21 protein-coding genes are annotated in these 20,506 nt (G+C 66.0%); 14 read left to right on the plus strand and 7 right to left on the minus strand.

What is annotated here, in order from left to right; translation table 11 throughout:
* Positions 1-40: 40 nt before the first annotated feature.
* Positions 41-1,318: an NRAMP family divalent metal transporter gene (locus ACFPAH_RS03600; protein ID WP_379740742.1), complete on the minus strand. Its 1,278-nt coding sequence runs from the start codon at positions 1,316-1,318 to the stop codon at positions 41-43.
* A 121-nt stretch (positions 1,319-1,439) separates the two neighbouring features.
* Entirely contained in the window at positions 1,440-1,733 is a 294-nt protein-coding gene (locus tag ACFPAH_RS03605; protein ID WP_379740744.1) for a hypothetical protein, read from the minus strand.
* Between the two features lie 382 nt (positions 1,734-2,115).
* Here ACFPAH_RS03605 and ACFPAH_RS03610 point away from each other — a divergent pair, with 382 nt between their 5' ends.
* From ACFPAH_RS03610 to ACFPAH_RS03620, 3 genes are all read left to right on the plus strand, one after another.
* On the plus strand, positions 2,116-2,538 hold the full coding sequence (locus tag ACFPAH_RS03610) for an NfeD family protein (protein ID WP_379740747.1): 423 nt from the start codon (positions 2,116-2,118) through the stop codon (positions 2,536-2,538).
* A 133-nt stretch (positions 2,539-2,671) separates the two neighbouring features.
* Positions 2,672-3,592 carry an SPFH domain-containing protein gene (locus ACFPAH_RS03615; protein ID WP_379740750.1) on the plus strand — a complete coding sequence of 307 codons (921 nt, stop codon included), beginning with the start codon at positions 2,672-2,674 and terminating at the stop codon, positions 3,590-3,592.
* Positions 3,593-3,599: 7 nt separating this feature from the next.
* Complete coding sequence (locus ACFPAH_RS03620; protein WP_379740753.1) at positions 3,600-4,016, plus strand: hypothetical protein; 417 nt, start codon at positions 3,600-3,602, stop codon at positions 4,014-4,016.
* Position 4,017: 1 nt separating this feature from the next.
* Here the strand turns inward: ACFPAH_RS03620 and ACFPAH_RS03625 are convergent, their stop codons facing one another.
* Positions 4,018-6,219 (minus strand): TonB-dependent receptor, encoded by a 2,202-nt coding sequence (locus ACFPAH_RS03625; protein WP_379740757.1) that lies wholly within the window; start codon positions 6,217-6,219, stop codon positions 4,018-4,020.
* Positions 6,220-6,329: 110 nt separating this feature from the next.
* Between ACFPAH_RS03625 and ACFPAH_RS03630 the strand changes: the two genes are divergently transcribed.
* From ACFPAH_RS03630 to ACFPAH_RS03645, 4 genes are all read left to right on the plus strand, one after another.
* Positions 6,330-7,523 carry a PepSY-associated TM helix domain-containing protein gene (locus ACFPAH_RS03630; RefSeq protein ID WP_379740761.1) on the plus strand — a complete coding sequence of 398 codons (1,194 nt, stop codon included), beginning with the start codon at positions 6,330-6,332 and terminating at the stop codon, positions 7,521-7,523.
* Positions 7,520-7,705: a hypothetical protein gene (locus tag ACFPAH_RS03635; protein ID WP_379740764.1), complete on the plus strand. Its 186-nt coding sequence runs from the start codon at positions 7,520-7,522 to the stop codon at positions 7,703-7,705. The genes ACFPAH_RS03630 and ACFPAH_RS03635 overlap by 4 nt, the downstream gene beginning before the upstream one ends.
* 78 nt (positions 7,706-7,783) lie before the next feature.
* Positions 7,784-8,455: a signal peptidase I gene (lepB, locus tag ACFPAH_RS03640; protein ID WP_379740767.1), complete on the plus strand. Its 672-nt coding sequence runs from the start codon at positions 7,784-7,786 to the stop codon at positions 8,453-8,455.
* 137 nt (positions 8,456-8,592) lie between these two features.
* Positions 8,593-9,759 (plus strand): multidrug effflux MFS transporter, encoded by a 1,167-nt coding sequence (locus ACFPAH_RS03645; protein WP_379740770.1) that lies wholly within the window; start codon positions 8,593-8,595, stop codon positions 9,757-9,759.
* A 62-nt stretch (positions 9,760-9,821) separates the two neighbouring features.
* Here the strand turns inward: ACFPAH_RS03645 and smpB are convergent, their stop codons facing one another.
* Positions 9,822-10,271 carry an SsrA-binding protein SmpB gene (gene smpB, locus ACFPAH_RS03650; protein ID WP_136221348.1) on the minus strand — a complete coding sequence of 150 codons (450 nt, stop codon included), beginning with the start codon at positions 10,269-10,271 and terminating at the stop codon, positions 9,822-9,824.
* Positions 10,272-10,368: 97 nt separating this feature from the next.
* On the opposite strand from smpB, the gene ACFPAH_RS03655 reads away from it, so the two are divergent.
* From ACFPAH_RS03655 to ACFPAH_RS03665, 3 genes are all read left to right on the plus strand, one after another.
* Positions 10,369-10,800, plus strand: coding sequence for a type II toxin-antitoxin system RatA family toxin (locus ACFPAH_RS03655; protein ID WP_379740773.1), 432 nt, complete (start codon positions 10,369-10,371; stop codon positions 10,798-10,800).
* Positions 10,801-10,813: 13 nt separating this feature from the next.
* A complete protein-coding gene (locus ACFPAH_RS03660) occupies positions 10,814-11,113 on the plus strand; it encodes an RnfH family protein (protein ID WP_379740776.1) in 300 nt (99 codons plus the stop codon).
* Positions 11,114-11,367: 254 nt separating this feature from the next.
* Positions 11,368-12,561 carry a GGDEF domain-containing protein gene (locus ACFPAH_RS03665; protein WP_379740779.1) on the plus strand — a complete coding sequence of 398 codons (1,194 nt, stop codon included), beginning with the start codon at positions 11,368-11,370 and terminating at the stop codon, positions 12,559-12,561.
* A gap of 22 nt (positions 12,562-12,583) precedes the next feature.
* Here ACFPAH_RS03665 and ACFPAH_RS03670 read toward each other — a convergent pair whose 3' ends face one another.
* Entirely contained in the window at positions 12,584-13,132 is a 549-nt protein-coding gene (locus ACFPAH_RS03670; protein WP_379740782.1) for a DUF4124 domain-containing protein, read from the minus strand.
* A gap of 160 nt (positions 13,133-13,292) precedes the next feature.
* On the opposite strand from ACFPAH_RS03670, the gene guaB reads away from it, so the two are divergent.
* The 4 genes from guaB to cueR all read left to right on the plus strand — a co-directional run bounded on the left by guaB (position 13,293) and on the right by cueR (position 19,694).
* Positions 13,293-14,753 carry an IMP dehydrogenase gene (gene guaB, locus ACFPAH_RS03675; RefSeq protein ID WP_379740785.1) on the plus strand — a complete coding sequence of 487 codons (1,461 nt, stop codon included), beginning with the start codon at positions 13,293-13,295 and terminating at the stop codon, positions 14,751-14,753.
* A 164-nt stretch (positions 14,754-14,917) separates the two neighbouring features.
* Positions 14,918-16,528 carry a glutamine-hydrolyzing GMP synthase gene (gene guaA, locus ACFPAH_RS03680; RefSeq protein WP_379740789.1) on the plus strand — a complete coding sequence of 537 codons (1,611 nt, stop codon included), beginning with the start codon at positions 14,918-14,920 and terminating at the stop codon, positions 16,526-16,528.
* Between the two features lie 190 nt (positions 16,529-16,718).
* Positions 16,719-19,214 (plus strand): heavy metal translocating P-type ATPase, encoded by a 2,496-nt coding sequence (locus ACFPAH_RS03685; protein WP_379740793.1) that lies wholly within the window; start codon positions 16,719-16,721, stop codon positions 19,212-19,214.
* Positions 19,215-19,229: 15 nt separating this feature from the next.
* Positions 19,230-19,694, plus strand: a complete 465-nt coding sequence (cueR, locus tag ACFPAH_RS03690; RefSeq protein WP_379740796.1) for a Cu(I)-responsive transcriptional regulator — start codon at positions 19,230-19,232, stop codon at positions 19,692-19,694.
* Positions 19,695-19,769: 75 nt separating this feature from the next.
* On the opposite strand, the gene ACFPAH_RS03695 is transcribed toward cueR, so the two are convergent.
* Together ACFPAH_RS03695 and ACFPAH_RS03700 are read right to left on the minus strand one after the other, a co-directional pair.
* The gene (locus ACFPAH_RS03695) at positions 19,770-19,964 is read right to left on the minus strand and encodes a heavy-metal-associated domain-containing protein (RefSeq protein ID WP_379740799.1); all 195 of its coding nucleotides are present in this window, start codon (positions 19,962-19,964) and stop codon (positions 19,770-19,772) included.
* Between the two features lie 111 nt (positions 19,965-20,075).
* Positions 20,076-20,483, minus strand: coding sequence for a hypothetical protein (locus tag ACFPAH_RS03700; protein ID WP_379740802.1), 408 nt, complete (start codon positions 20,481-20,483; stop codon positions 20,076-20,078).
* Positions 20,484-20,506 lie beyond the last annotated feature (23 nt).

Raw genomic sequence — 20,506 nt, forward strand, 5'->3', positions numbered from 1 at the left:
CCGGCAGCGGGGCTTTTTCATGCCGGCCGCGATGCCGGTTTCACGCCGGCAGGAACATGGCCGCGACGGCAGCGAGCATGAGGGCGATGCCGCACCACCCGGTCACGGTGTGGCGCACGCTCAGGGTGTACGTCCCCATGAGCTTGCGGTTGCGGGCCAGCAGCATCATGACGATCATCACCGGCACGGCGATCACGCCATTGATCTGGGCGGACAGCACCAGGGCGGCGATCGGGTCGACGGGAGCGAAGTCGAGCAGCGCGCCGCCAATCGTGGCCAGTGCGACGATCGCATAGAACCCGCGTGCCTCCATCAGCTTGAGGTCCATGCCGTTGCGCCAGTGCAGGCTCTCGGTGATGGCGTAGGCGGCCGAGCCGGCCAGGACCGGCACGGCCAGCATGCCGGTGCCGATGATGCCCAGCGCGAACGCGAGGAAGGCGAATTCACCCGCCAGCGGCCGCAATGCCTCGGCGGCCTGGCTCGACGACACGATCTGGGTGACGCCGTGCGCCCCCAAGGTCACCGCGGTCGTGAGCATGATGAAGTAGGCGACCAGGTTGGAAAACCCCATGCCGACCAGCGTGTCCGACTTGATCCGCGCGAGCTGGGCGGCGGCGTCGGGCGGGCGCATGCGCAGCGCATGCGCCTGCGGCGCGCTGCGGATCTCCTCGACTTCCTGGGACGCCTGCCAGAAGAACAGGTAGGGGCTGATGGTCGTGCCGAACACGGCCACCACCAGCGCGATCGAATCCCTGGTAAACGCGAAATGCGGCCACACGGTGCGCGCCAGCGCCTCGTGCCAGTCCACGTGCACCGCGAACGCGGTGGCCACATACGACAACAGCACCAGGGTCAGCCATTTCAGGTAGCGCACGTAAGCCGCGTAGGGAAGCAGCACCTGCAGCAGCAGGCACAAGGCCCCGAAGCCGAGCGCGTAGACGTGAGCCGAACCGCGTCCGGCCACCAGGCGCAGCACGTCGCCCATGGCGCCGATGTCGGCGGCGATGTTGATGATGTTCGCAGCCAGCAGCAGCACGACGATGAGGTACACGACCCAGGGCGGATAGGCGCGCCGCATGTTGGCGGCCAGCCCGCGCCCGGTGACGCGGCCGATCCGTGCCGAGACCAGCTGGATGCCGACCATGAAGGGATAGGTCAGCACCAGCGTCCACAAGGCGTTGAAGCCGTATTGCGCCCCGGCCTGCGAGTAGGTGGCGATGCCGGAGGGGTCGTCGTCGGCGGCGCCGGTAATCAGGCCGGGCCCCAGCGATTTCAGGGTGGCGTTGTCGACCAGGCGGTGGAGCGGAGTAAGCGGCATGATATCGAGCGCAAGAAGGATCCGCTCGAGACAGGCCGGATGCGAAAACGGCGAGGACCCGGCGCCTCAACGCGCGTTCGGGAAATGCCCCGCATGCCCGGATGCGGGGCGGCCAAAGGGCTCAGGTATGCTTCGCGGCCTTCAGGTGGGCCCGGGCATTGGCTGCCTTTGCCATCGCCTCCTTCCGGCAGGCCGATTTTTCCGCGCTCTTCATGTTCTTGCATGCCGCCAGCGCGGTGTTCTCGTCGGCCCGGATCTGCTTCTTCTCGGCCTTGACGTCGGCCTTGGTCATTGCCGCCGGATGGGAGGCGGCCGGGGCCTGGGTGGCTGGGTGCGCGGTGGTCTGGGTGGCCGCGAATGCGGCGCTGGAAGCCATCAGCAGCAAGGCGCCTGCCAACTTGAATGACGATTTCATGATGATCTCCTGTTGCGTTACCGGTTCGAGCAAGTCGCTCTCCCTCTTAACGCCACGCGGATGGCGCCGTTGACGCCTGGCGCCGCAGCCGGCGCCGTTTTAAGCATCGCCTAAGGGGGGGGCGGTGTCCAGTTCATGCGCTCGAAAGCCGCGTGCAAACCGGTCGGACGCCGTTCGCGGGCCCATTCATACTGTTGCACAGGTGAAAATGGCATATGAGCAACAAAGAACTTGACTATGCGCCCTGAAAGGTTAGACTCGAAGCATCACTGATCGAATGACAAACATCTTCGAAGACGGACCTTGTTCGCATAAAACCCTCGTCGCCTGGACACGGTAGCGAGGGTTTTTATCTTTTTTGGGTAGAGAAGGGAGGCAGGACATGACGGATTGGATGAACTGGATGATCGGCGCCGGCATTTTGGTGATTGCCGAGTTGTTCACGGGAACCTTTTACCTGTTGATGATCGCGATCGGCCTGGCCTTCGGCGGCATTGCGGCGATGTTGGGCCTGAGCGGGCCGGTCCAGACCCTGGTCGCGGCGGCGGTCGGCCTGGTGGCCACCGGCGTGCTGCACCGCAGCCGCTTCGGCCGTCCGGCCAAGCACGATGCCAGGCGCGACCGGAATGTCAACCTCGACATCGGCGGGCGCGTCACCGTCCACGCCTGGAACGAGGGCCGCGCGCGCGTGATGTACCGCGGCGCCCTGTGGGACGTGGAACTGGGCGGCGGCGCGGTTCCCGAGGCGGGCGACTTCCGCATCGTGGAAGTACAAGGCAACCGCCTGATCGTCGCCAATTCATAAACAAAAGCCGCATGGCGGCGTTGCAGCGTCTCGCCGTACAGGCCTACTGTCTTCGGCGCTGCGCCTTGCCCGGCGGCTCTTGTTAGAACTATAAGATAAGCAAATACTGGTAACTCATCTATAAGGGATGCTCATGGAATTCTCGTTCGAAATCGTAGCGCTGGTCATTCTCGTCATCGCCGTCGTGTTCGTCATCAAGACGATCAACGTCGTGCCCCAGCAGCACGCCTGGGTGGTCGAGCGCCTCGGCAAATACCACGCGACGCTGGCGCCGGGCCTGAACATCGTGATTCCCTTTGTCGACCGCATCGCCTACAAGCATGTGCTCAAGGAGATACCGCTCGACGTGCCGCCGCAGGTCTGCATTACCAGGGACAACACCCAGCTCCAGGTGGACGGCATCCTCTACTTCCAGGTGACCGACGCCATGCGCGCCTCCTACGGCGCCTCGAACTACATCCAGGCGATCACCCAGCTGGCGCAGACCACGCTGCGTTCGGTGATCGGCAAGATGGAGCTCGACAAGACCTTCGAGGAGCGCGACCACATCAACACCACCATCGTCAACGCGATCGACGAGTCGGCCGCGAACTGGGGCGTCAAAGTCCTGCGCTACGAGATCAAGGACCTGACGCCGCCGGCCGAGATCCTGCATGCGATGCAGCGCCAGATCACCGCCGAGCGCGAAAAGCGCGCCCTGATCGCCGCTTCCGAAGGCCGCCGCCAGGAACAGATCAACATCGCCTCAGGCGAGCGGGAAGCGTCGATTGCCCGCTCCGAAGGCGAACGCCAGGCCGCGATCAACCGCGCCCAGGGCGAGGCCAGCGCCATCGTCGCCCTGGCCGAAGCCTCCGCCGCGGCGCTGCGCCAGGTCGGCGCCGCGATCCGCGAACCGGGCGGCGAGGACGCGATGAACCTGCGCGTGGCCGAGCATTACGTCGACGCCTTCGGCAAGCTGGCCAAGACGAACAACTCGATCATCGTGCCGGCCAACCTGGGCGAGATGAGCGGGCTGATCGCCAGCGCGATGCAGATCGTGAAAACCCAGAAGTGAGCCTGGCATGAGCGGGAACATGATCGGCCTGCCCGAGGGCCTGGACTCGCGCGCCCACGCCAGGGCCTCGCGGCGCATCCTGGCCGGCATCCTGGTAACGATGCTGGTCTCGGGCTTCGTCAGCGCCGTCGCCGAAGCGCGGCAGGTGGAGGAGCCGGATTGGTGGTCGCTGGTGTCGGCCTTGCTGGCCAACTTCCTCACCTTCTGCTGGTTCCGCCTCGACCGCGACGCGCGCGGCATCCGGCGCTCGGTCTGGGCCAACCTCGCCATCCTGCTGCTCGAGCCGCTGGCGATTCTGGTGTATGTGCTGGTCAGCCGTCCGCGCGGGGAAAAGCTGCGCGGGTTCCTGCGGCTGCTCGGCTTCTTCCTCTTGATGATGGCGGCGACCATCCTGGGGATGATCGCCGCCCTGGGCGTGGCCTAGTTTAGAAGTCCACCGTCGCCGACACCCCCAGCGTGCGCGGCGCCGCTGCGACCAGGTAGCCGAAGCCGGGATAGCCGCCGGCCGAGGCCCAGTAGTTTTTATCGAGGACGTTGTCGATGCGCGCGCGCAGCGTCACGTCGCGGCTCATGAAGCGGGTGCTCCAGCTGGCGCCGACATCAAACCGGGTCCAGGACGGCAGCTTCTGCACGTTGGCGGCGTCGGCGAACTGGGTCGAGGTCGAGACCAGGCGCGTGTTCAGGGCCAGGCCCGGCACGCCCGGCACGTCCCAGTCGGCGCCGAGGTTGAACTGGATCTCGGGCACGCCGATCGCTTCCCGGCCGTTGGTGGCGCCGTTTGCGGTGCGGCGCTGCTGGGTGTCGAGCAGGGTCAGGCCGCCGAGCAGGCGCAGCCCGCTGGCCGGCATGCCGAACACCGACAGCTCGACGCCGCGGTTGCGCTGCTCGCCGAACAGGCCGAAGGTGTTGTCCTGGATGTAGGCCTGGGGCTGGGACATGGTGAACAGCGCCACGCTGCCGCCCAGCTTGCCGCCGTCGAGCTTCATGCCGACTTCCTTCTGGCGCGAGCGGTAGGGCGCGAATACCTGGCCTTCGTTCGTCAGGCGTAGTCCGAGGCCGGCGCCGCTGGCGACCGTGCCCGGCTGCAGCGCCTCGATATAGTTCGCATACAGGGACACGCCCGGCGCCGGCTTGTAGACCAGGCCCGCGACCGGCGTGTTGGCACTGGACTCGTAGCGTGAATTCTCGACGCCGCTGACATAGTCGAAGCCGGCATCCTTGATGCGCTGGTGGCGCAGGCCGACCGTCAGCAGCAGCTTGTCGTCGGCGAACGAGAGGGTGTCGGCCACCGCGGCGCTCGACAGGATGGTCTTGCGGGTGAGGCCAGGGTCGCTCATGTTCCCGCCCGGGAAGAAGCCGGTGGGCGGGGCGGCGACCTCGCGCGGCCGGTAGATATTCGTCGCAAAGCCGGCGAAATCGCCCAGCGCAAAGGCGTTGCGCGACTCCGAATGGTAGCCCGACGCCGTGGCCGACAGCGCGTGCTTGAGCGCGCCGGTGCGCAGCTTGGCGCGCGCGCCGATTTCTCCGGTGCGCACTTCGTCCTCGCGCACGTTGTCGAAGCGGCTCATGTTGGCGTCGCCGTTGGCACCTGTGACCGTGGTCGTCGTCAGCACGTTCGATTCTTCTCCCTTGCGCGCGCCGAAGGCGGCCCAGGCCACCGCGTCCGGGCCGAGGTCGAGCTCGCCGCGCAGGGTGCCGAACACGTCGCGCTCCTTCGATACCGTCCAGGGCTGGGCCCAGTTGCGGTCGGCGTCGGGAGCCTCGATGACGGGCAGGCCGGCGGCCATGGTCACGCTCGGACGCGCATCGTGCAGCTGGTGGTTCTGGTAGCCGATGTCGGCCGACACGCGGTAGCCGCGGCCGCGGTAGTCGGCGCCGAGCGAGAACACGCTCAGCTCGCGCTCTTCGCCGTCGACCGCGGTTTCGCCGTCGCGCCGCACGGCATTCACGCGCAGGCCGGCACGCTCCTCGGGGCCGAAGTGGCGCGCCACGTCGAGCGCGCCATAGGCCTGGCCGCCGCCCTCGACGCCGACCGTGGCGCGGGTCAGCGGCGCGTTCGGGGCGCGCTTGGGCACCAGGTTGATCATGCCGCCGATGCCGCCGCCGCCCGGCGCCGCGCCGTTGATGAAGCTGTTCGCGCCGCGGAACACTTCGACCCGCTCGATCAGTTCGGAGGCGACGAACTGGCGCGGCAGCAGGCCGTACAGGCCGTTATAGGCCAGGTCGTCCGAGTTGACGGGGAAGCCGCGGATCACGTACAGCTCCTGGTAGTTGCCGAAGCCGCGCGCGACGCGCACCGAGGGGTCGTTCTGGACCACGTCGGCCACGCTGCGCGCCTGCTGGTCCCGGATCAGCGACTGGGTGTAGCTGGTGGCGTTGAAGGGCGAATCCATGATGTCGACGTTGCCGAGCAGGCCGAGGCGCCCGCCGCGCGCGACCTGGCCGCCGGCGTAGGCGCGCGGCAGGCCCTGGGCCGACGCGTCGGCGGAAGCGGTGACGAACACCTGCTGGATCGGCTGCGCGGCGTCGGTGGAAGGCGCCGGCTCGGCGGTCTGGGCGCTCGCCTGGCCGGCGAAGAGCAGGGCGCCGAGCGCGAGCGGAGTGAGGGGAAAGCGTGATCGGTTCATGTGTTTTGTCTTGTTGTCAATGAGAATGGTTCTCATTATTATGCGTGCAAAGCTTGCGAATGTAAATGAGAACTACTATCATTTGCCGCTCAACATCGACACCGCCCCCCATGTCCTCGAATTCCCTACGCCTGTGGCGCTGGACCCACAAGTGGAGCAGCCTGGTCTGCACCGTCTTCATGCTCCTGCTGTGCCTGACCGGCCTGCCGCTGATCTATCACCACGAGATCGGCCACCTGCTCGGCAACGATGTCGAGGCCCCAAGCCTGCCGGCGGCGCTGGCCGACAATCCGCCGCGCGCCAACCTCGACGAGGTGATCGCCGCCGGCCGCGCCCTGTATCCGAACAAGATCATGATGTACATGTCGCAGGAGATCGACGAGCCGGCGATCTGGAACGTGACGCTGGGCGACCATCCCGAGGACGAGCACTACAAGCCGATCGCCGTCGATGCGCGCACGGCGAAGGTGATTACGGAACCGGCCTTCGAGGGCGGGGCCTTCATGTCGACCATGTTCCGCCTGCACGTCGACCTGTTCGCCGGCCTGTACGGGAAGCTCTTCCTCGGCCTGATGGGCCTGCTGCTGCTGGTGGCCATCGTCAGCGGGGTGGTGCTGTACGCGCCCTTCATGCGCAAGCTCGAATTCGGCACCGTGCGCGAGGGCCGGACCCAGCGCCTGAAATGGCTGGACCTGCACAACCTGCTGGGCATCGTCACGCTGGTGTGGGCCTTCGTGGTCGGCGCGACCGGCATGGTCAATACCTGGGCCGACGTGCTGCTCAAGTACTGGCAGGCGACCGAAGTGGCGGCCATGCTGGCGCCCTATCAAGGCTTGCCGCCCCCAAGCGAGACCAGGATGGCCTCGATGGATGCGGCGGTGAAACTGGCCGAGCGTGCTTCGCCGGGCATGCAGGTCGCTTTCGTCGCCTTCCCCGGCACGCCTTTCGCCAGCACCCACCACTACGGCATCTACATGCGCGGCAACGAGGCGTTTTCCTCGCGCCTGTACAAGCCGGTGCTGATCGACGCCCATACCGGATCGATCACCGACCAGCGCGAGCTGCCCTGGTACCTGACGGCGCTGCTGGTCTCGCAGCCGCTGCACTTCGGCGACTACGGCGGCAGCGCGATGAAGCTGCTGTGGGCGCTGCTCGACCTGGCGACCATCATCGTCCTCGGCAGCGGCCTGTACTTGTGGGTGAAACGCGGCCAGGCCGAGAAGCGCCACGTGGAAGCGGCGCGCCAGGCCCAGGCTGAGCCTGCGCCGCAGCCGGCCCTCGCGCGCAGCGGAGAGGCGCGATGAACGGGCGCTTCATGGCACTCTGGGGCATGCCGATCCTGCTCGGCGTGCTCACCCTCATCGGCCTGGTCAGCGCCTTGCTGGGCGATGGGGTCTGGGACCTGGTCTCGGCCGTCGCCCTCGGCGCCCCGGTGCTCGTCGCGGCCTGGTACGGCCTGCGCCGCAAGCCGCGCCAGGAAGGGTAAGCCTTAAGGATTGCCAAAGCATCCGCGAAGAAACTCCCGGTATAAAGTCGACATCGACCACGACACCAGGAGACGGCAATGAAGGGTTTTATCCGCGCCAACAAGGGTTTTTTAGCGTTCATGTTGCTGTTCGGCGTGTTCCGGACGGCGGTCGCGGACTGGAACCCGGTGCCCAGCGCCTCGATGCGGCCCAACCTGCTCGAAGGCGACGTCGTGTTCGTCAACCGGCTGGCCTTCAACGTCAAGCTGCCGCTGACCGACCAGGTGCTCGCGCACACGGGCGAACCGGCGCGCGGCGACGTCGTCACCTTCAGCTCGCCGCTGGACGGCACCCGCCTGGTCAAGCGCCTGGTCGGCCTGCCGGGCGACGTGGTCGAATTGCGCGGCGAGCGCCTCGTCGTCAACGGTGTCGAGGCCGCCTATACGGAGCCGCGCCAGGTGATGGAGCCCATCGGGAAAGGGCAGCTAGCCGCGCTGCGGGTGCGCGAAACCCTGGGCGGGCAGGCGCACACCATCCAGCTGATCCCGCAGGCGCCCACGGCCGGGCGCGGCTTCGGCCCGGTGACGGTGCCGGCCGGCCACTACCTGATGCTGGGCGATAATCGCGACGACAGCGCGGACGGCCGCTATTTCGGCTTCGTGCCGCGCGCACTCCTGATCGGGCGGGTCGAGCGCTTGCTGGTGTCGGTCGACATGCTGGGCAATTACGCACCGCGCTTCGAGCGCTTCGGGATGTCGATGCGGGACTGAACTGGCGCGCGCACCGGGCGCCGCAACAGGCCGTCAGAAAAAACGAGCTGGCCTTCAATGGCCTGATGGAAATATCTGTACAATCGCCGCCTCGCGCGCCGCCTGTTGCGGCGCGCGCGTCGTTTTGAAAGCGCGCGATGCACAAAATCCTTACCGTCGTCCTGGCCTGTCTCGGCATGGCCGGCGCCCTCGCCATCGACACCTATTTGCCCTCGATGCCCGCCATCGGGCGCGAATTCGGCGTCGGCCCGGTGGCGGTCCAGCAGACCCTGTCGGTGTTCCTGTTTACCTTTGCCTTCATGATGCTGTTCTACGGCACCCTGTCGGATTCCTTCGGCCGCCGGCGCGTGATCCTGGCCGCCATGGCGCTGTACACGGTCGGCTCGATCGGCGCCGCGTTCGCGCCGAGTTTCGGCTGGCTGCTGGCCTGCCGCGCGCTGCAGGGCCTGTCGGCTGGCGCCGGCTCGGTGGTGGGGCAGGCGATCGTGCAGGACCGCTTCAAGGGCGCCGAGGCCCAGAAGATGATGTCGAACATGATGATGGTGTTCGGCCTGGCGCCGGCCATCGCGCCGATCGTCGGCGGCTGGCTGCACGTGCACTTCGGCTGGCGCTCGACCTTCCTGTTCCTGGCCGGCTTTGGCGTGCTGCTGATCGGCATGACCCTGCGCCTGCTCCCCGAGAGCCTGCCGCGCGAAAAACGCCAGGTCTTTCATCCGGGCACGATCGCCCGCAACTACCTGAAAGTATTGCGCCACCCGCAGTTCCTGCTGCTGGCGCTGTCGGTCGGCCTGGCTTTCGGCGGCCTGTCGCTGTATATCGGCTCGGCCGCCAACTTCGTGATGGTGATCCTCGGCCTGCCGGAAACGGCCTTCGCCTGGATGTTCATTCCGCTGATCGGCGGCATGGTGCTGGGCTCGGGCTGGGGCGGCAAGCGCGCCGCCAGCATGGCGCCCGGGACGATGAAGTGGATCGGCTTTGCCACCATGCTGGCCGCGGCGCTGCTCAACATCGGCTATAACGCCTTGTTCCCGGCGGCGGTGCCGTGGGCCGTGCTGCCGCTGGCGATCTACACCTTCGGCCTGGCGGTGGCCATGCCGGCCATCCAGATGAATGCGCTCGGGCTGTTCCCGGACAACCGCGGGCTGGCGTCCTCGATGCTGGGCTTTATCCAGATGATGTCGTTTGCCCTGGTGTCGGGGCTGGTGGCGCCGCTGCTCTTCGACAGCGCGTTCAAGCTGGCCTGCGGGGTGGGCGTGGGGCTGGCCGGGAGTTTCGCGGCGTGGAGGTTGAGCAAGCTGGCGTGATCATGCGTTGTCGATGATCACGCTTTACGCGTAGGGTGGAGTCCTGACTCCACGCGTCCAGCTCAGCGGCGATGCGTCTTCATCGCCGACGCCACCTCGCGCTTGGCGTCGCGGTCTTTCTCGGTGGCGCGCTTGTCGTGCTGTTTCTTGCCCTTGGCCAGGCCGACTTCGCACTTGACGCGGCCCCCCTTGTAATGCAGGTTGAGCGGGACCAGGGTATAGCCGGAGCGCTCGACCTTGCCGCGCAGCTTGTCGATCTCGGCACGGTGCAGCAGCAGCTTGCGGGTGCGCAGGGCTTCGGGGTGGCTGAAGGAGGAGGCTGTGGTCAGGGCGCTCACGTGGCAGCCGAACAGGAACAACTCGTCGCCGCGTACGACGACGTAGGCTTCCTTGATGTTCACGCGGCCTTCGCGGATGGCTTTGACTTCCCAACCTTCCAGCACCAGGCCCGCTTCGTAGCGGTCCTCGATGAAGTAGTCGAAAAATGCTTTCTTGTTGTCTGCGATGCTCATGAAATAGCGAAAATTCCCGGGTCGGTTAAACTACGGCTGTCGCGCCCGGATTGGCGTAACAAGCAACTTGTCCAACATCATAACAAACGGTTGACCAATGGCAGTAGTGCACAAATCAGTTTTCCTGGGCTATAGCGCCGAACAGATGTTCGATCTGGTGGCGAAAGTGGAAGATTATCCGAAGTTCCTGCCATGGTGCAGCGGCGTCAAGCTGATCGAGCGCACCGACGACAAGCTGGTCGCCAGCCTGGGCATCAACTTCCACGGCGTCAAGCAGAGCTTTACCACCCAGAACCACAACCTCCGCCCGACGCAGATGAAGATGCACCTCGTCGACGGCCCCTTCAAGATGCTCGAGGGCACCTGGAATTTCAAGGCCTTGCGCGCCGACGCCTGCAAGATCGACTTCGACATGCACTACGAGTTCTCCAGCGTCCTGCTGGCCCAGCTGGTCGGTCCCGTGTTCGGGATGATCGCCAACAGCATGGTCGATTCGTTCTGCAAGCGCGCCGAGGTCGTCTATGGCTGAGGAGCCGGGCGGAATGCTGGAGGTCGTGGTGTGCTACGCCACCGCGCGCCAGGAATTCCTCAAGACGATGCTGGTCGCGCCGGGCACCACCATCGGCCAGGCGATCGAGGGCAGCGGGGTCTTGCTGGCCTTTCCAGAAATTAACCTGGTTACCCAGCCGGTCGGCATCTTCGCGAAGAAGAAAACCCTCGAGACCGTCCTGCGCCACCGCGACCGCATCGAGCTCTACCGGCCGTTGGTGGCCGACCCCAAGGATTCGCGCCGCAAGCGCGCCGCGAAAAAAGAAGCGTCCGGCAGCCGTCCCGCGGCGTGAGCCGGGCAGGGCCGGTGCGGCTGCACGCAAGGTGCAGGCGATCAAAAGTGCTTGCAAAATGTGGTTGCAATAGCGCAACCGCTTCGGTTTCCGTACAGGATTCTTTGATAAGATAGCCCGCTTTCCCGTGCAGTGACGTGGCGGGTGAGGCCTCATGCTGCGCCGGCTTGCGCATGGGGCCGGCGCACGGCGCGCCGCTTCCGATCCACCGGCCGATCCACCGGCCGATCTACCGGCTTATCCCCACTGCCTGCATGATGATTGCCCTCATCCTCCTGTTGGTGACCACCGCCATGTCGGTGGTCATGCTGTTCGTATTGTCGTCGCTCAAGGCGAGCCAGGTCGAGGGCGTGCGCGAATGGGGGCAGGCCAACGCGCTGGCGGTGCTGGCCCTGCTGCTGTTCGCCTCGCGCGGCGTGCTGCCCGATGTCCTGTCGATCGAAGGGGCGAACGGCCTGTTCCTGGTGACGATCTCGCTGATGTATGCCGGTTTCCGGCGCCACTTCGGGCTGGCGGTACCCTGCAACACCTTGGTCGCGGGCAGTGCGCTCACGCTGGCCATGGTCGCCTTCTTTCATTACGCGATCGACTCGACCGGGCTGCGCATCGTCGCCGTCTCGATCTACCACGGTGCGATCTGCTTCGCCATCGGCGCCAGCGTGCCGGTGGCGCCCGACGCGCGCCTGCGTTACCCGGCCATGTTCACGAAAATCGCGGCACTGGCGCTCGGCAGCGGACACGCGATCCGCGGCGCCGTGTATGCGATCGAGGCGTACGCGCCGCAGACCTTCGGCGGGCTGGCGACCTACAACGTGGTCTTCATGGCCGTCGGCACCCTTGCCTTGCCGCTGCTGACCCTCGGTGCGGTCATGATGTCGAATGCGCGCATCCTCGCCGCCGCCGCCCATGCCGCTGATCACGATCACCTGACCGGCGCGGCCTCGCGCCGCGCGTTTTTCGCGCTGGCCGGGCATGCGCATGCACGGGCCCAACGCGCGTCCGCGCCGCTGGCGCTGCTGCTGTTCGATGTCGACCATTTCAAGCGCATCAACGATAGCCACGGGCACGGCGTCGGCGACCAGGTGCTGCGCGACATCGTGGCACGGACCCAGGCGACGATGCGCGGCATCGATGCGTGCGGCCGCCTTGGCGGCGAAGAGTTCGGCGTCCTGTTGCCGGATGCCGATGCGCAGAGCGCCCTGGCAGCGGCCGAGCGCCTGCGCAGCACCCTGGACCGGGCCTGGCCGCGCGCCGCGCCGGCGACGGACGTGCATTACACGGTCAGCATCGGCGTGGCCGTGCTGGAAGAGGAGGAAACGATCGAGGGCCTGCTGGCGCGTGCCGACGCCGCGCTGTACCAGGCCAAGGCAGGCGGCCGCAACCGCGTCGCCGGCGCAGTGGGGCTACGCCCGCAGGGCCTGGCGGCGCCAATCGCGCAGCGGGCCTGAACCGGGGCGCGCTTGATGAAACTCAGCGGCAGCCGGCCAGCGCCTTGTCGATGCTTGCCGCGCGCTGGGCGCGTTCGCTGTCGGTGATAAAACGTTTTTGGCCATCCTCGCCGACTTCCGAGATCCGGACGCCGGACTCGGTCATGCGTTTCGACTTGCGCATTTCCTTGCAATAGGCGGCCTGGGCGGCGGCGTTCTGCGCCTCGGCGGCCAGCTTGCGCTCGGCTTCGTCGCGCTGCGCCATGCGCTTGCGGTAGTCGGCTTCGCGCTCGGCCAGCGTGGGCGGCCTGGCCCTGGCAGCGGCCGGCTCGGCGGCAGGTGCGGCGGCAGGTGCGGCGGCAGGTTCGGCGGCGGGCGGCAGCGCCACCGAGATCGGTGCCCGGCCGGGCGCCTTCAGGATCTTCGACGGCGGCGTGCCTGGCGGCGGCGGCTGGTCCGAGTACTGGCGGGTGCCGTTCGGCGCGATCCAGACGAACTGGGCCTGGGCCAGGCCCGCGCAACAGAGCAGGGCAAGGCCGGCCAGGCGGACGGAGAGGCGGCGAAACGCAGGGCGAAGCGGAGGGCGGATCATCAAAAGTTTCCCTAAGGTACGATCTGCGATTTCCTCATGATTCGGCGGCGCTGTCAATCGAACCCCGCCATCGCCCGGGGTGGCGGGCTTTTTTTCGCCAACGTGCGACGTTTTTTTCCGCTTTCTGTATAATTCGCTTTTGCGCCTATAGGAAAATGGTATGCGTTTACTTCAAAAAGCACTCACGTTCGATGATGTGCTGCTCGTCCCGGCCTACTCGAATGTCCTCCCGGCCGATACCTCCCTTCGCACCAAGCTGACCCGCAACATCACGCTCAACATCCCGCTGCTGTCGGCGGCGATGGACACCGTGACCGAAGCGCGCCTGGCCATTGCGATGGCACAGGAAGGCGGCATCGGCATCATCCACAAGAACCTGAACGCCAGGGACCAGGCCCGTGAAGTAGCGCGTGTCAAGCGTTTCGAGGCTGGCGTCCTGCGCGATCCGATCACCGTGCCGCCGAGCATGAAGATCCGCGATGTCATCGCCCTGCAGCACCAGCATGGCTTTTCCGGCTTCCCTGTCGTCGAAGGCAAGCAGGTGGTCGGCATCATCACCAACCGCGACCTGCGTTTCGAGGAAGACCTCGACGCCGAAACCCGCACCAAGATGACCCCGCGCGAGAAACTCGTGTACGTCAACGAGGAAGCCGACACCGAGGAAGCCAAGCGCCTGATGAACAAGCACCGCCTCGAGCGCGTGCTGGTCGTCAACGACGCGTTCGAGCTGCGTGGCCTGATCACGGTCAAGGACATCATGAAGTCGCACGAGCACCCGTTCGCATCGAAAGACGCCCAGGGCAAGCTCATCGTTGGCGCCGCGGTCGGCGTGGGCGAGAAGGACAAGGAGCGCGTCGAACTGCTGGTCGCGGCCGGGGTCGACGTGCTGGTGGTCGACACCGCCCATGGCCATTCGCAGGGCATCCTCGACCGCGTAAAATGGATCAAGGAACGCTACCCGCAGGTCGACGTTATCGGCGGTAACATCGCCACCGCGGCCGCTGCCAAGGCGCTGGTCGAACATGGCGCCGATGCGGTCAAGGTCGGCATCGGCCCCGGTTCGATCTGCACCACCCGCATCGTCGCCGGCGTCGGCGTGCCGCAGATCACCGCGATTTCGAACGTGGCCGAAGCCCTGGCCGGCACCGGCGTGCCTTGCATCGCCGATGGCGGCATCCGCTTCTCGGGCGACATCTCGAAGGCACTCGCGGCAGGCGCCTCGACCGTCATGATGGGTTCGATGTTCGCCGGCACCGAAGAAGCGCCGGGCGAAGTCATCCTGTACCAGGGCCGCAGCTATAAATCCTACCGCGGCATGGGCAGCCTGGGCGCGATGGCCGAAGGTTCGGCCGACCGCTACTTCCAGGAAGTGACCGCGAAGGCCGACAAGTTCGTGCCGGAAGGTATCGAAGGCCGCGTCGCCTACAAGGGCAGCGTGCTGGCGATCATCTACCAACTGGTCGGCGGCGTGCGCCAGTCGATGGGCTATTGCGGCTGCGCCACGATCGACGAACTGCGCGAAAAGGCGGAATTCGTCGAGATCACGTCGGCCGGCATGCGCGAGTCGCATGTCCACGACGTCACGATCACCAAGGAAGCGCCGAACTACCGTTCGGAATGATGCATATGAAGCGGCCGGCGACGGCCGCTTTTTGCATTTGCTTTGCGTAGGGTGGGCTGTGTAGTTGAGTCCACTGGACTCAACTACCCCACGTGTCACGCCTGCATACCCGCGACGCGACCGGTGCGCACCCCGACAAGATTACTATTTTTTTGACTGCCTCAATGCACTCCAAAATCCTCATCCTCGACTTCGGCTCCCAGGTTACCCAACTGATCGCCCGCCGCGTGCGCGACGCCGGCGTCTTCTCCGAAGTCTTCCCCTACGACGTCGACGAAGAATTCGTCCGCAACTACGGCGCCGCCGGCGTCATCCTGTCGGGCAGCCATAATTCCACCTTGGAAGGCGATTCGCCGCGCGCCCCGCAAGCCGTGTTCGAACTCGGCGTCCCCGTGCTCGGCATCTGCTACGGCATGCAGACCATGGCCGCCCAGCTCGGCGGCAAGGTCGAAAACGGTAAAGTGCGCGAATTCGGCTACGCCGAGGTGCGCGCCCGTGGCCACACCAAACTGCTGAACGGCATCAACGACTTCGTCACCGATGAAGGCCACGGCATGCTGAAGGTCTGGATGAGCCACGGCGACAAGGTGCTGGAAATGCCGGAAGGCTTCAAGCTGATGGGCTCGACCGACAGCTGCCCGGTGGCCGCCATGGCCGACGAGGAGCGCCGCTTCTACGCGCTGCAATTCCACCCGGAAGTCACCCACACGACCCAGGGCGAAGCCATCATCGGCCGTTTCGTGCACGAGATCTGCGGCTGCAAATCCGACTGGAATATGCCCGACTATATCGGCGAAGCCGTCGAGAAGATCCGCGCGCAAGTCGGCACCGACGAAGTCATCCTGGGCCTGTCCGGCGGCGTCGACTCCAGCGTGGCCGCAGCCCTGATCCACCGCGCCATCGGCGACCAGCTGACCTGCGTTTTTGTGGACCACGGTCTGCTGCGCAAGGACGAGGGCAAGATGGTGATGGACATGTTCTCGAAGAACCTGGGCGTGAAAGTCATCCGCATCGATGCCGAAGACCAGTTCCTCGGCCACCTGGCCGGCGTCAACGACCCGGAGCAGAAGCGCAAGATCATCGGCCGCGAGTTCGTCGAAGTGTTCCAGGTCGAAGCCGGCAAGCTGACCAACGCCAAATGGCTGGCGCAGGGCACGATCTACCCGGACGTGATTGAATCGGCCGGCAAGGGGAAGAAGGGCCAGACCATCAAGAGCCACCACAACGTGGGCGGCCTGCCGGAAACCCTGAACCTCAAATTGCTGGAACCGCTGCGCGAACTGTTCAAGGACGAAGTGCGCAAGCTCGGCGTCGCCCTCGGCCTGCCGCACAACATGGTCTACCGCCACCCGTTCCCGGGCCCGGGCCTGGGTGTGCGCATCCTCGGCGAAGTGAAAAAGGAATTCGCGGATTTGCTGCGCGAAGCCGACGCCATCTTCATCGAAGAACTGCGTAACACCCCGTTCGAACTGCCACCGGTGGCCGGCATCGACGCCGGCAAGGCCCCGGTGAACTGGTACGAAGCGACCAGCCAGGCGTTTGCCGTGTTCCTGCCGGTGAAATCGGTGGGCGTGATGGGCGACGGCCGTACCTATGAATACGTGGTCGCGCTGCGCGCGGTTCAGACGCTGGACTTCATGACGGCACAATGGGCGCACCTGCCGCACGCGCTGCTCGGTAAAGTGTCGAACCGGATCATCAATGAGGTGCGCGGGATTAATCGCGTTGTCTATGATATTTCGGGGAAGCCGCCGGCGACGATTGAGTGGGAGTAACTTCCGGCTCGGCAATAACCTACGAGCTCAAGCTTAGGTGATCGAAGCCCCTGATTTCAGGGGCTTCCTTGTTTCTAGACGCCCATGTTCCGCTAACAGCCTAAGATCCCGGACAATCTGTGCTTGACCTTCCTACGATGGCAAGGTGTAGGGTGGCAGTATCTTAAGCAGAATCTAGGGATTAACAGACATGAGCGTCGCAAACAAACAGCTGCAAGGTGGCGGACCGTCAGTGTTGAGCCTGCCCATCGAGGGCATGACCTGCGCCTCCTGCGTCGGGCGGGTCGAAGCCGCGCTGCGCAGGGTCGACGGCGTGGCGAGCGTTGCCGTTAACCTGGCCACGGAACGGGCCGAGGTCCGGCCCAGTGGTGATGGCAAGGTCGACCGGGCCGCGCTGGTCCGGGCAATCGAGCAGGCCGGTTACGATGTCCCGGCGCAAACGGTCGAGCTGTCGGTCGAGGGCATGACCTGCGCCTCTTGCGTCGGACGCGTCGAGCGTGCACTCCAGGCCGTTCCGGGTGTGGCCCAGGCGACAGTCAACCTGGCAACCGAGCGCGCGACCGTGCGCGGCGCGGCAGCGACCGAGGCCTTGCTGGCAGCGATCGACAAGGCTGGCTACGAAGGCCGCGTGCTCGCTGCGCCGACCGGTGCCGCCGATGACGATGCGACGGCCAGGAAAGACGCCGAGCGGCTCGCGCTCAAGCGCGACCTGGCGATCGCAACGGCGCTGGCGCTGCCCGTGTTTATCCTCGAGATGGGGTCGCACCTGATCCCGGCCATGCACCATTGGGTCATGGATACCATCGGCAAGGGACCGAGCTGGTACCTGCAGTTCGTGTTGACGACGCTCGTCCTGCTGTTTCCCGGGCGGCGCTTCTATACCAAGGGCTTCCCGGCCCTGGCGCGGCTGGCGCCGGACATGAATTCGCTGGTCGCCGTCGGCACGCTCGCCGCCTACGCCTACTCGGTGGTGGCCACCTTCATGCCCGGCCTGCTGCCGGCCGGCACCGTCAACGTCTACTACGAAGCGGCGGCCGTGATCGTCGCGCTGATCCTGCTGGGCCGGTTCCTGGAAGCCCAGGCCAAGGGCCGCACCTCGCAGGCCATCGGGCGCCTGGTCGGCCTGCAGGCGAAAGTCGCCCACGTGGTACGCGACGGCGGCACGGTCGACATCCCGATCGGCGACGTCGCCGTCGGCGACCTCGTCGAAGTGCGCCCGGGCGAGCGGGTGCCGGTCGACGGCCGGGTGACCGAAGGGGACAGCTACGTCGACGAATCGATGATCAGCGGCGAACCGGTCCCGGTCAGGAAGTCGCAAGGCAGTCCGGTCGTCGGCGGAACCGTCAACCAGAACGGCGCTTTCACCCTGCGGGCTGTCGCCGTGGGTGGACAAACCGTGCTGGCGCAGATCATCCGCCTGGTCGAGCAGGCGCAAGGCTCGAAGCTGCCGATCCAGGCAGTCGTCGACAAGGTCACCATGTGGTTCGTGCCGGCGGTAATGGGCGCGGCGGCCATCACTTTCCTGGTCTGGCTGGTTCTCGGACCGTCGCCGGCGCTGAGCTTCGCGCTGGTCAATGCGGTGGCGGTGCTGATCATTGCCTGTCCGTGTGCGATGGGTCTGGCGACGCCGACCTCGATCATGGTCGGTACCGGGCGCGGGGCGGAGCTGGGCGTGCTGTTTCGCAAGGGCGAAGCGCTGCAACTGCTGAAGGACGCCAGGGTGGTCGCGGTGGACAAGACCGGCACCTTGACCGAAGGACGGCCGGCGCTGACCGACCTGGAAGTGGCCGCGCCTTTCGAGCGCAAGCGGGTACTGGCGATGATCGCGGCGGTAGAGGCGCGTTCGGAGCACCCGATCGCGCGTGCAATCGTCGAGGCCGCCAAGGAGGAGGGCGCCGAGCTTCCCCCGATAACGGGGTTCGACTCCGTGACAGGCATGGGCGTGCGCGCCATGGTGGACGGCGCGCGCGTGGAAGTGGGCGCCGACCGCTACATGCGCTCGCTGGGCCTGGACGTCGCAGGCTTTGAACAAACGGCCGGGAAGCTGGGCCGCGAAGGCAAGTCGCCGCTGTATGCCGCGATCGACGGGCGCCTGGCCGCCATCGTCGCCGTGGCAGACCCGATCAAGGAGGCCACTCCGGCCGCCATCTCCGCGCTGCATGCGCTGGGCTTGAAGGTGGCGATGATCACGGGCGACAACGAGCGCACCGCCAGGGCCATCGCTGCCCGCCTCGGGATCGACGAGGTGGTCGCTGAAGTGCTGCCCGCGGGTAAGGTGGCAGCGATCCAGCGGCTTCGGGCCGAACATGGCGCTGTCGCGTTTGTCGGCGACGGCATCAACGACGCGCCGGCGCTGGCCGAGGCCGAGGTCGGCCTGGCGATCGGTACGGGCACCGATGTCGCCATGGAAGCCGCGGACGTGGTCCTGATGTCGGGCAGCCTGCAGGGTGTCCCGAATGCGATTGCGCTGTCGAAGGCCACCATCGGGAACATCCGCCAGAACCTGTTCTGGGCCTTTGCCTACAACACGGCCCTCATTCCGGTCGCGGCCGGCGCGTTGTACCCGGCCTACGGCGTGCTGCTCTCGCCAGTGTTCGCCGCCGGCGCGATGGCCTTGTCCAGCGTATTCGTGCTCGGTAACGCACTGCGGCTGCGCCGCTTCGTGCCGCCATTGACTAAGGTATGAACCGGGAGTATCGACATGAACATTGGTGAAGCCGCGAAAGCCTCGGGCGTCTCGTCGAAGATGATTCGCTACTATGAAGAGATCGGACTGATTCCGGCCGCTGCGCGCAGCGAATCGGGATACCGGGCGTATGGGGGAAACGACGTTCACCGGCTGCGTTTTATCCGGCGTGCCAGGGACCTCGGATTCTCGGTGGCCGAGATCGGCGAATTGCTCGGCCTCTGGAACGATCGCACGCGCCAGAGCGCCGACGTCAAGCGCCTGGCGCAGGCGCATATCGTGGAACTGGAAGAGAGGATCAGGAACCTGCGCGAGATGGCGGACACCTTGCAGGAACTGATCGGGTGTTGCGCCGGCGACGAACGGCCGGACTGCCCCATCCTCGCCACGCTGGCAAACGCCGAAGAGGACAGGGGCACTGGACAGGGTGGGATTCCGCCGCTCGAACGGCCACGCGGCAAGGCCTTCATTCAGGAATAGGCCAGGCCGTCCCGAATCCGGAAACTGCCTGGACCGGCTTGTGCCTGCGCTCTCGCGCAGGCACAAAAGCGGGCCTTATTGCGTGCGGGGAGGGAAGCCGGCTTCGATCAAGGCCGCCTCGATCTGCGCGCGCGATGCGGACGACGCGACTTCCACGCTGCGTTTCGGCGGATCGGCAGTGACCTGCGCGCCGGCGTCAACCGATTGAATCGCTTTGGTCACGCCCCGTGCGCAGCCGCCGCATGTCATGTTTTCGATGTGGAATTGCATGGGAACCTCCTTTTGATATGTTCCGAGGCCCAGCTTAAAGCTTACAAGCGTGGGAAGGTCAAGCCCTCGAACTTCCCGCTGCCCGCGCCAATGTGTCCATCCTGCCGGTTGTCACTGACAGTGTTGCCGCATCATCTCCATATGCTGCTGGCGCATCTCGGGCGACACGCCTTGCATGTGGCGCGCCATCATCGCCTGGCGCGCCTGCTCGTCCGGAGCGTCGCGCATACTGCGATACATTGCGCACATCTGCTCCTTGCTCATGTGCTGCATGTGACAGGCACCGCCGGCCGTGCCGCTGCCTGTCATCGGGCAATTGCCGCCGCTCCCCATCATGGCGCCGCCCATCATTCCGCTTCCCTGCGTGGCGGAGGCTTGAGGAGCGGTCGCGTTCGCGGACCGTCCCGGATGGTGCCGCATGTGGTCCTGGTCGCGAGGAGGCGCCGCACAGGCAACGAGGCTGAAGGCCGCCAGTCCGGTCAGGAGGTGGCGGATCGAAGGGATCGATAAGTTCTGCATGGAAGCGCTCCTTGATTGACGTT

The organism is Massilia sp. GCM10023247 (assembly GCF_042653325.1).
Taxonomy (GTDB): Bacteria; Pseudomonadota; Gammaproteobacteria; order Burkholderiales; family Burkholderiaceae_D; genus Telluria.

What these genes read in the sequence shown, in the direction of transcription:
- ACFPAH_RS03630 (WP_379740761.1), top strand. Translation starts at nt 6,330, where the DNA reads ATGTCCTCGAATTCCCTACGCCTGTGGCGCTGGACCCACAAGTGGAGC.
- ACFPAH_RS03635 (WP_379740764.1), top strand. Translation starts at nt 7,520, where the DNA reads ATGAACGGGCGCTTCATGGCACTCTGGGGCATGCCGATCCTGCTCGGC.
- ACFPAH_RS03700 (WP_379740802.1), bottom strand. Translation starts at nt 20,483, where the DNA reads ATGCAGAACTTATCGATCCCTTCGATCCGCCACCTCCTGACCGGACTG.
- ACFPAH_RS03600 (WP_379740742.1), bottom strand. Translation starts at nt 1,318, where the DNA reads ATGCCGCTTACTCCGCTCCACCGCCTGGTCGACAACGCCACCCTGAAA.
- ACFPAH_RS03665 (WP_379740779.1), top strand. Translation starts at nt 11,368, where the DNA reads ATGATGATTGCCCTCATCCTCCTGTTGGTGACCACCGCCATGTCGGTG.
- ACFPAH_RS03695 (WP_379740799.1), bottom strand. Translation starts at nt 19,964, where the DNA reads ATGCAATTCCACATCGAAAACATGACATGCGGCGGCTGCGCACGGGGC.
- ACFPAH_RS03685 (WP_379740793.1), top strand. Translation starts at nt 16,719, where the DNA reads ATGAGCGTCGCAAACAAACAGCTGCAAGGTGGCGGACCGTCAGTGTTG.
- ACFPAH_RS03605 (WP_379740744.1), bottom strand. Translation starts at nt 1,733, where the DNA reads ATGAAATCGTCATTCAAGTTGGCAGGCGCCTTGCTGCTGATGGCTTCC.
- ACFPAH_RS03645 (WP_379740770.1), top strand. Translation starts at nt 8,593, where the DNA reads ATGCACAAAATCCTTACCGTCGTCCTGGCCTGTCTCGGCATGGCCGGC.
- ACFPAH_RS03660 (WP_379740776.1), top strand. Translation starts at nt 10,814, where the DNA reads ATGCTGGAGGTCGTGGTGTGCTACGCCACCGCGCGCCAGGAATTCCTC.
- smpB (WP_136221348.1), bottom strand. Translation starts at nt 10,271, where the DNA reads ATGAGCATCGCAGACAACAAGAAAGCATTTTTCGACTACTTCATCGAG.
- ACFPAH_RS03625 (WP_379740757.1), bottom strand. Translation starts at nt 6,219, where the DNA reads ATGAACCGATCACGCTTTCCCCTCACTCCGCTCGCGCTCGGCGCCCTG.
- ACFPAH_RS03655 (WP_379740773.1), top strand. Translation starts at nt 10,369, where the DNA reads ATGGCAGTAGTGCACAAATCAGTTTTCCTGGGCTATAGCGCCGAACAG.
- ACFPAH_RS03615 (WP_379740750.1), top strand. Translation starts at nt 2,672, where the DNA reads ATGGAATTCTCGTTCGAAATCGTAGCGCTGGTCATTCTCGTCATCGCC.
- lepB (WP_379740767.1), top strand. Translation starts at nt 7,784, where the DNA reads ATGAAGGGTTTTATCCGCGCCAACAAGGGTTTTTTAGCGTTCATGTTG.
- ACFPAH_RS03620 (WP_379740753.1), top strand. Translation starts at nt 3,600, where the DNA reads ATGAGCGGGAACATGATCGGCCTGCCCGAGGGCCTGGACTCGCGCGCC.
- ACFPAH_RS03610 (WP_379740747.1), top strand. Translation starts at nt 2,116, where the DNA reads ATGACGGATTGGATGAACTGGATGATCGGCGCCGGCATTTTGGTGATT.
- guaB (WP_379740785.1), top strand. Translation starts at nt 13,293, where the DNA reads ATGCGTTTACTTCAAAAAGCACTCACGTTCGATGATGTGCTGCTCGTC.
- ACFPAH_RS03670 (WP_379740782.1), bottom strand. Translation starts at nt 13,132, where the DNA reads ATGATCCGCCCTCCGCTTCGCCCTGCGTTTCGCCGCCTCTCCGTCCGC.
- cueR (WP_379740796.1), top strand. Translation starts at nt 19,230, where the DNA reads ATGAACATTGGTGAAGCCGCGAAAGCCTCGGGCGTCTCGTCGAAGATG.
- guaA (WP_379740789.1), top strand. Translation starts at nt 14,918, where the DNA reads ATGCACTCCAAAATCCTCATCCTCGACTTCGGCTCCCAGGTTACCCAA.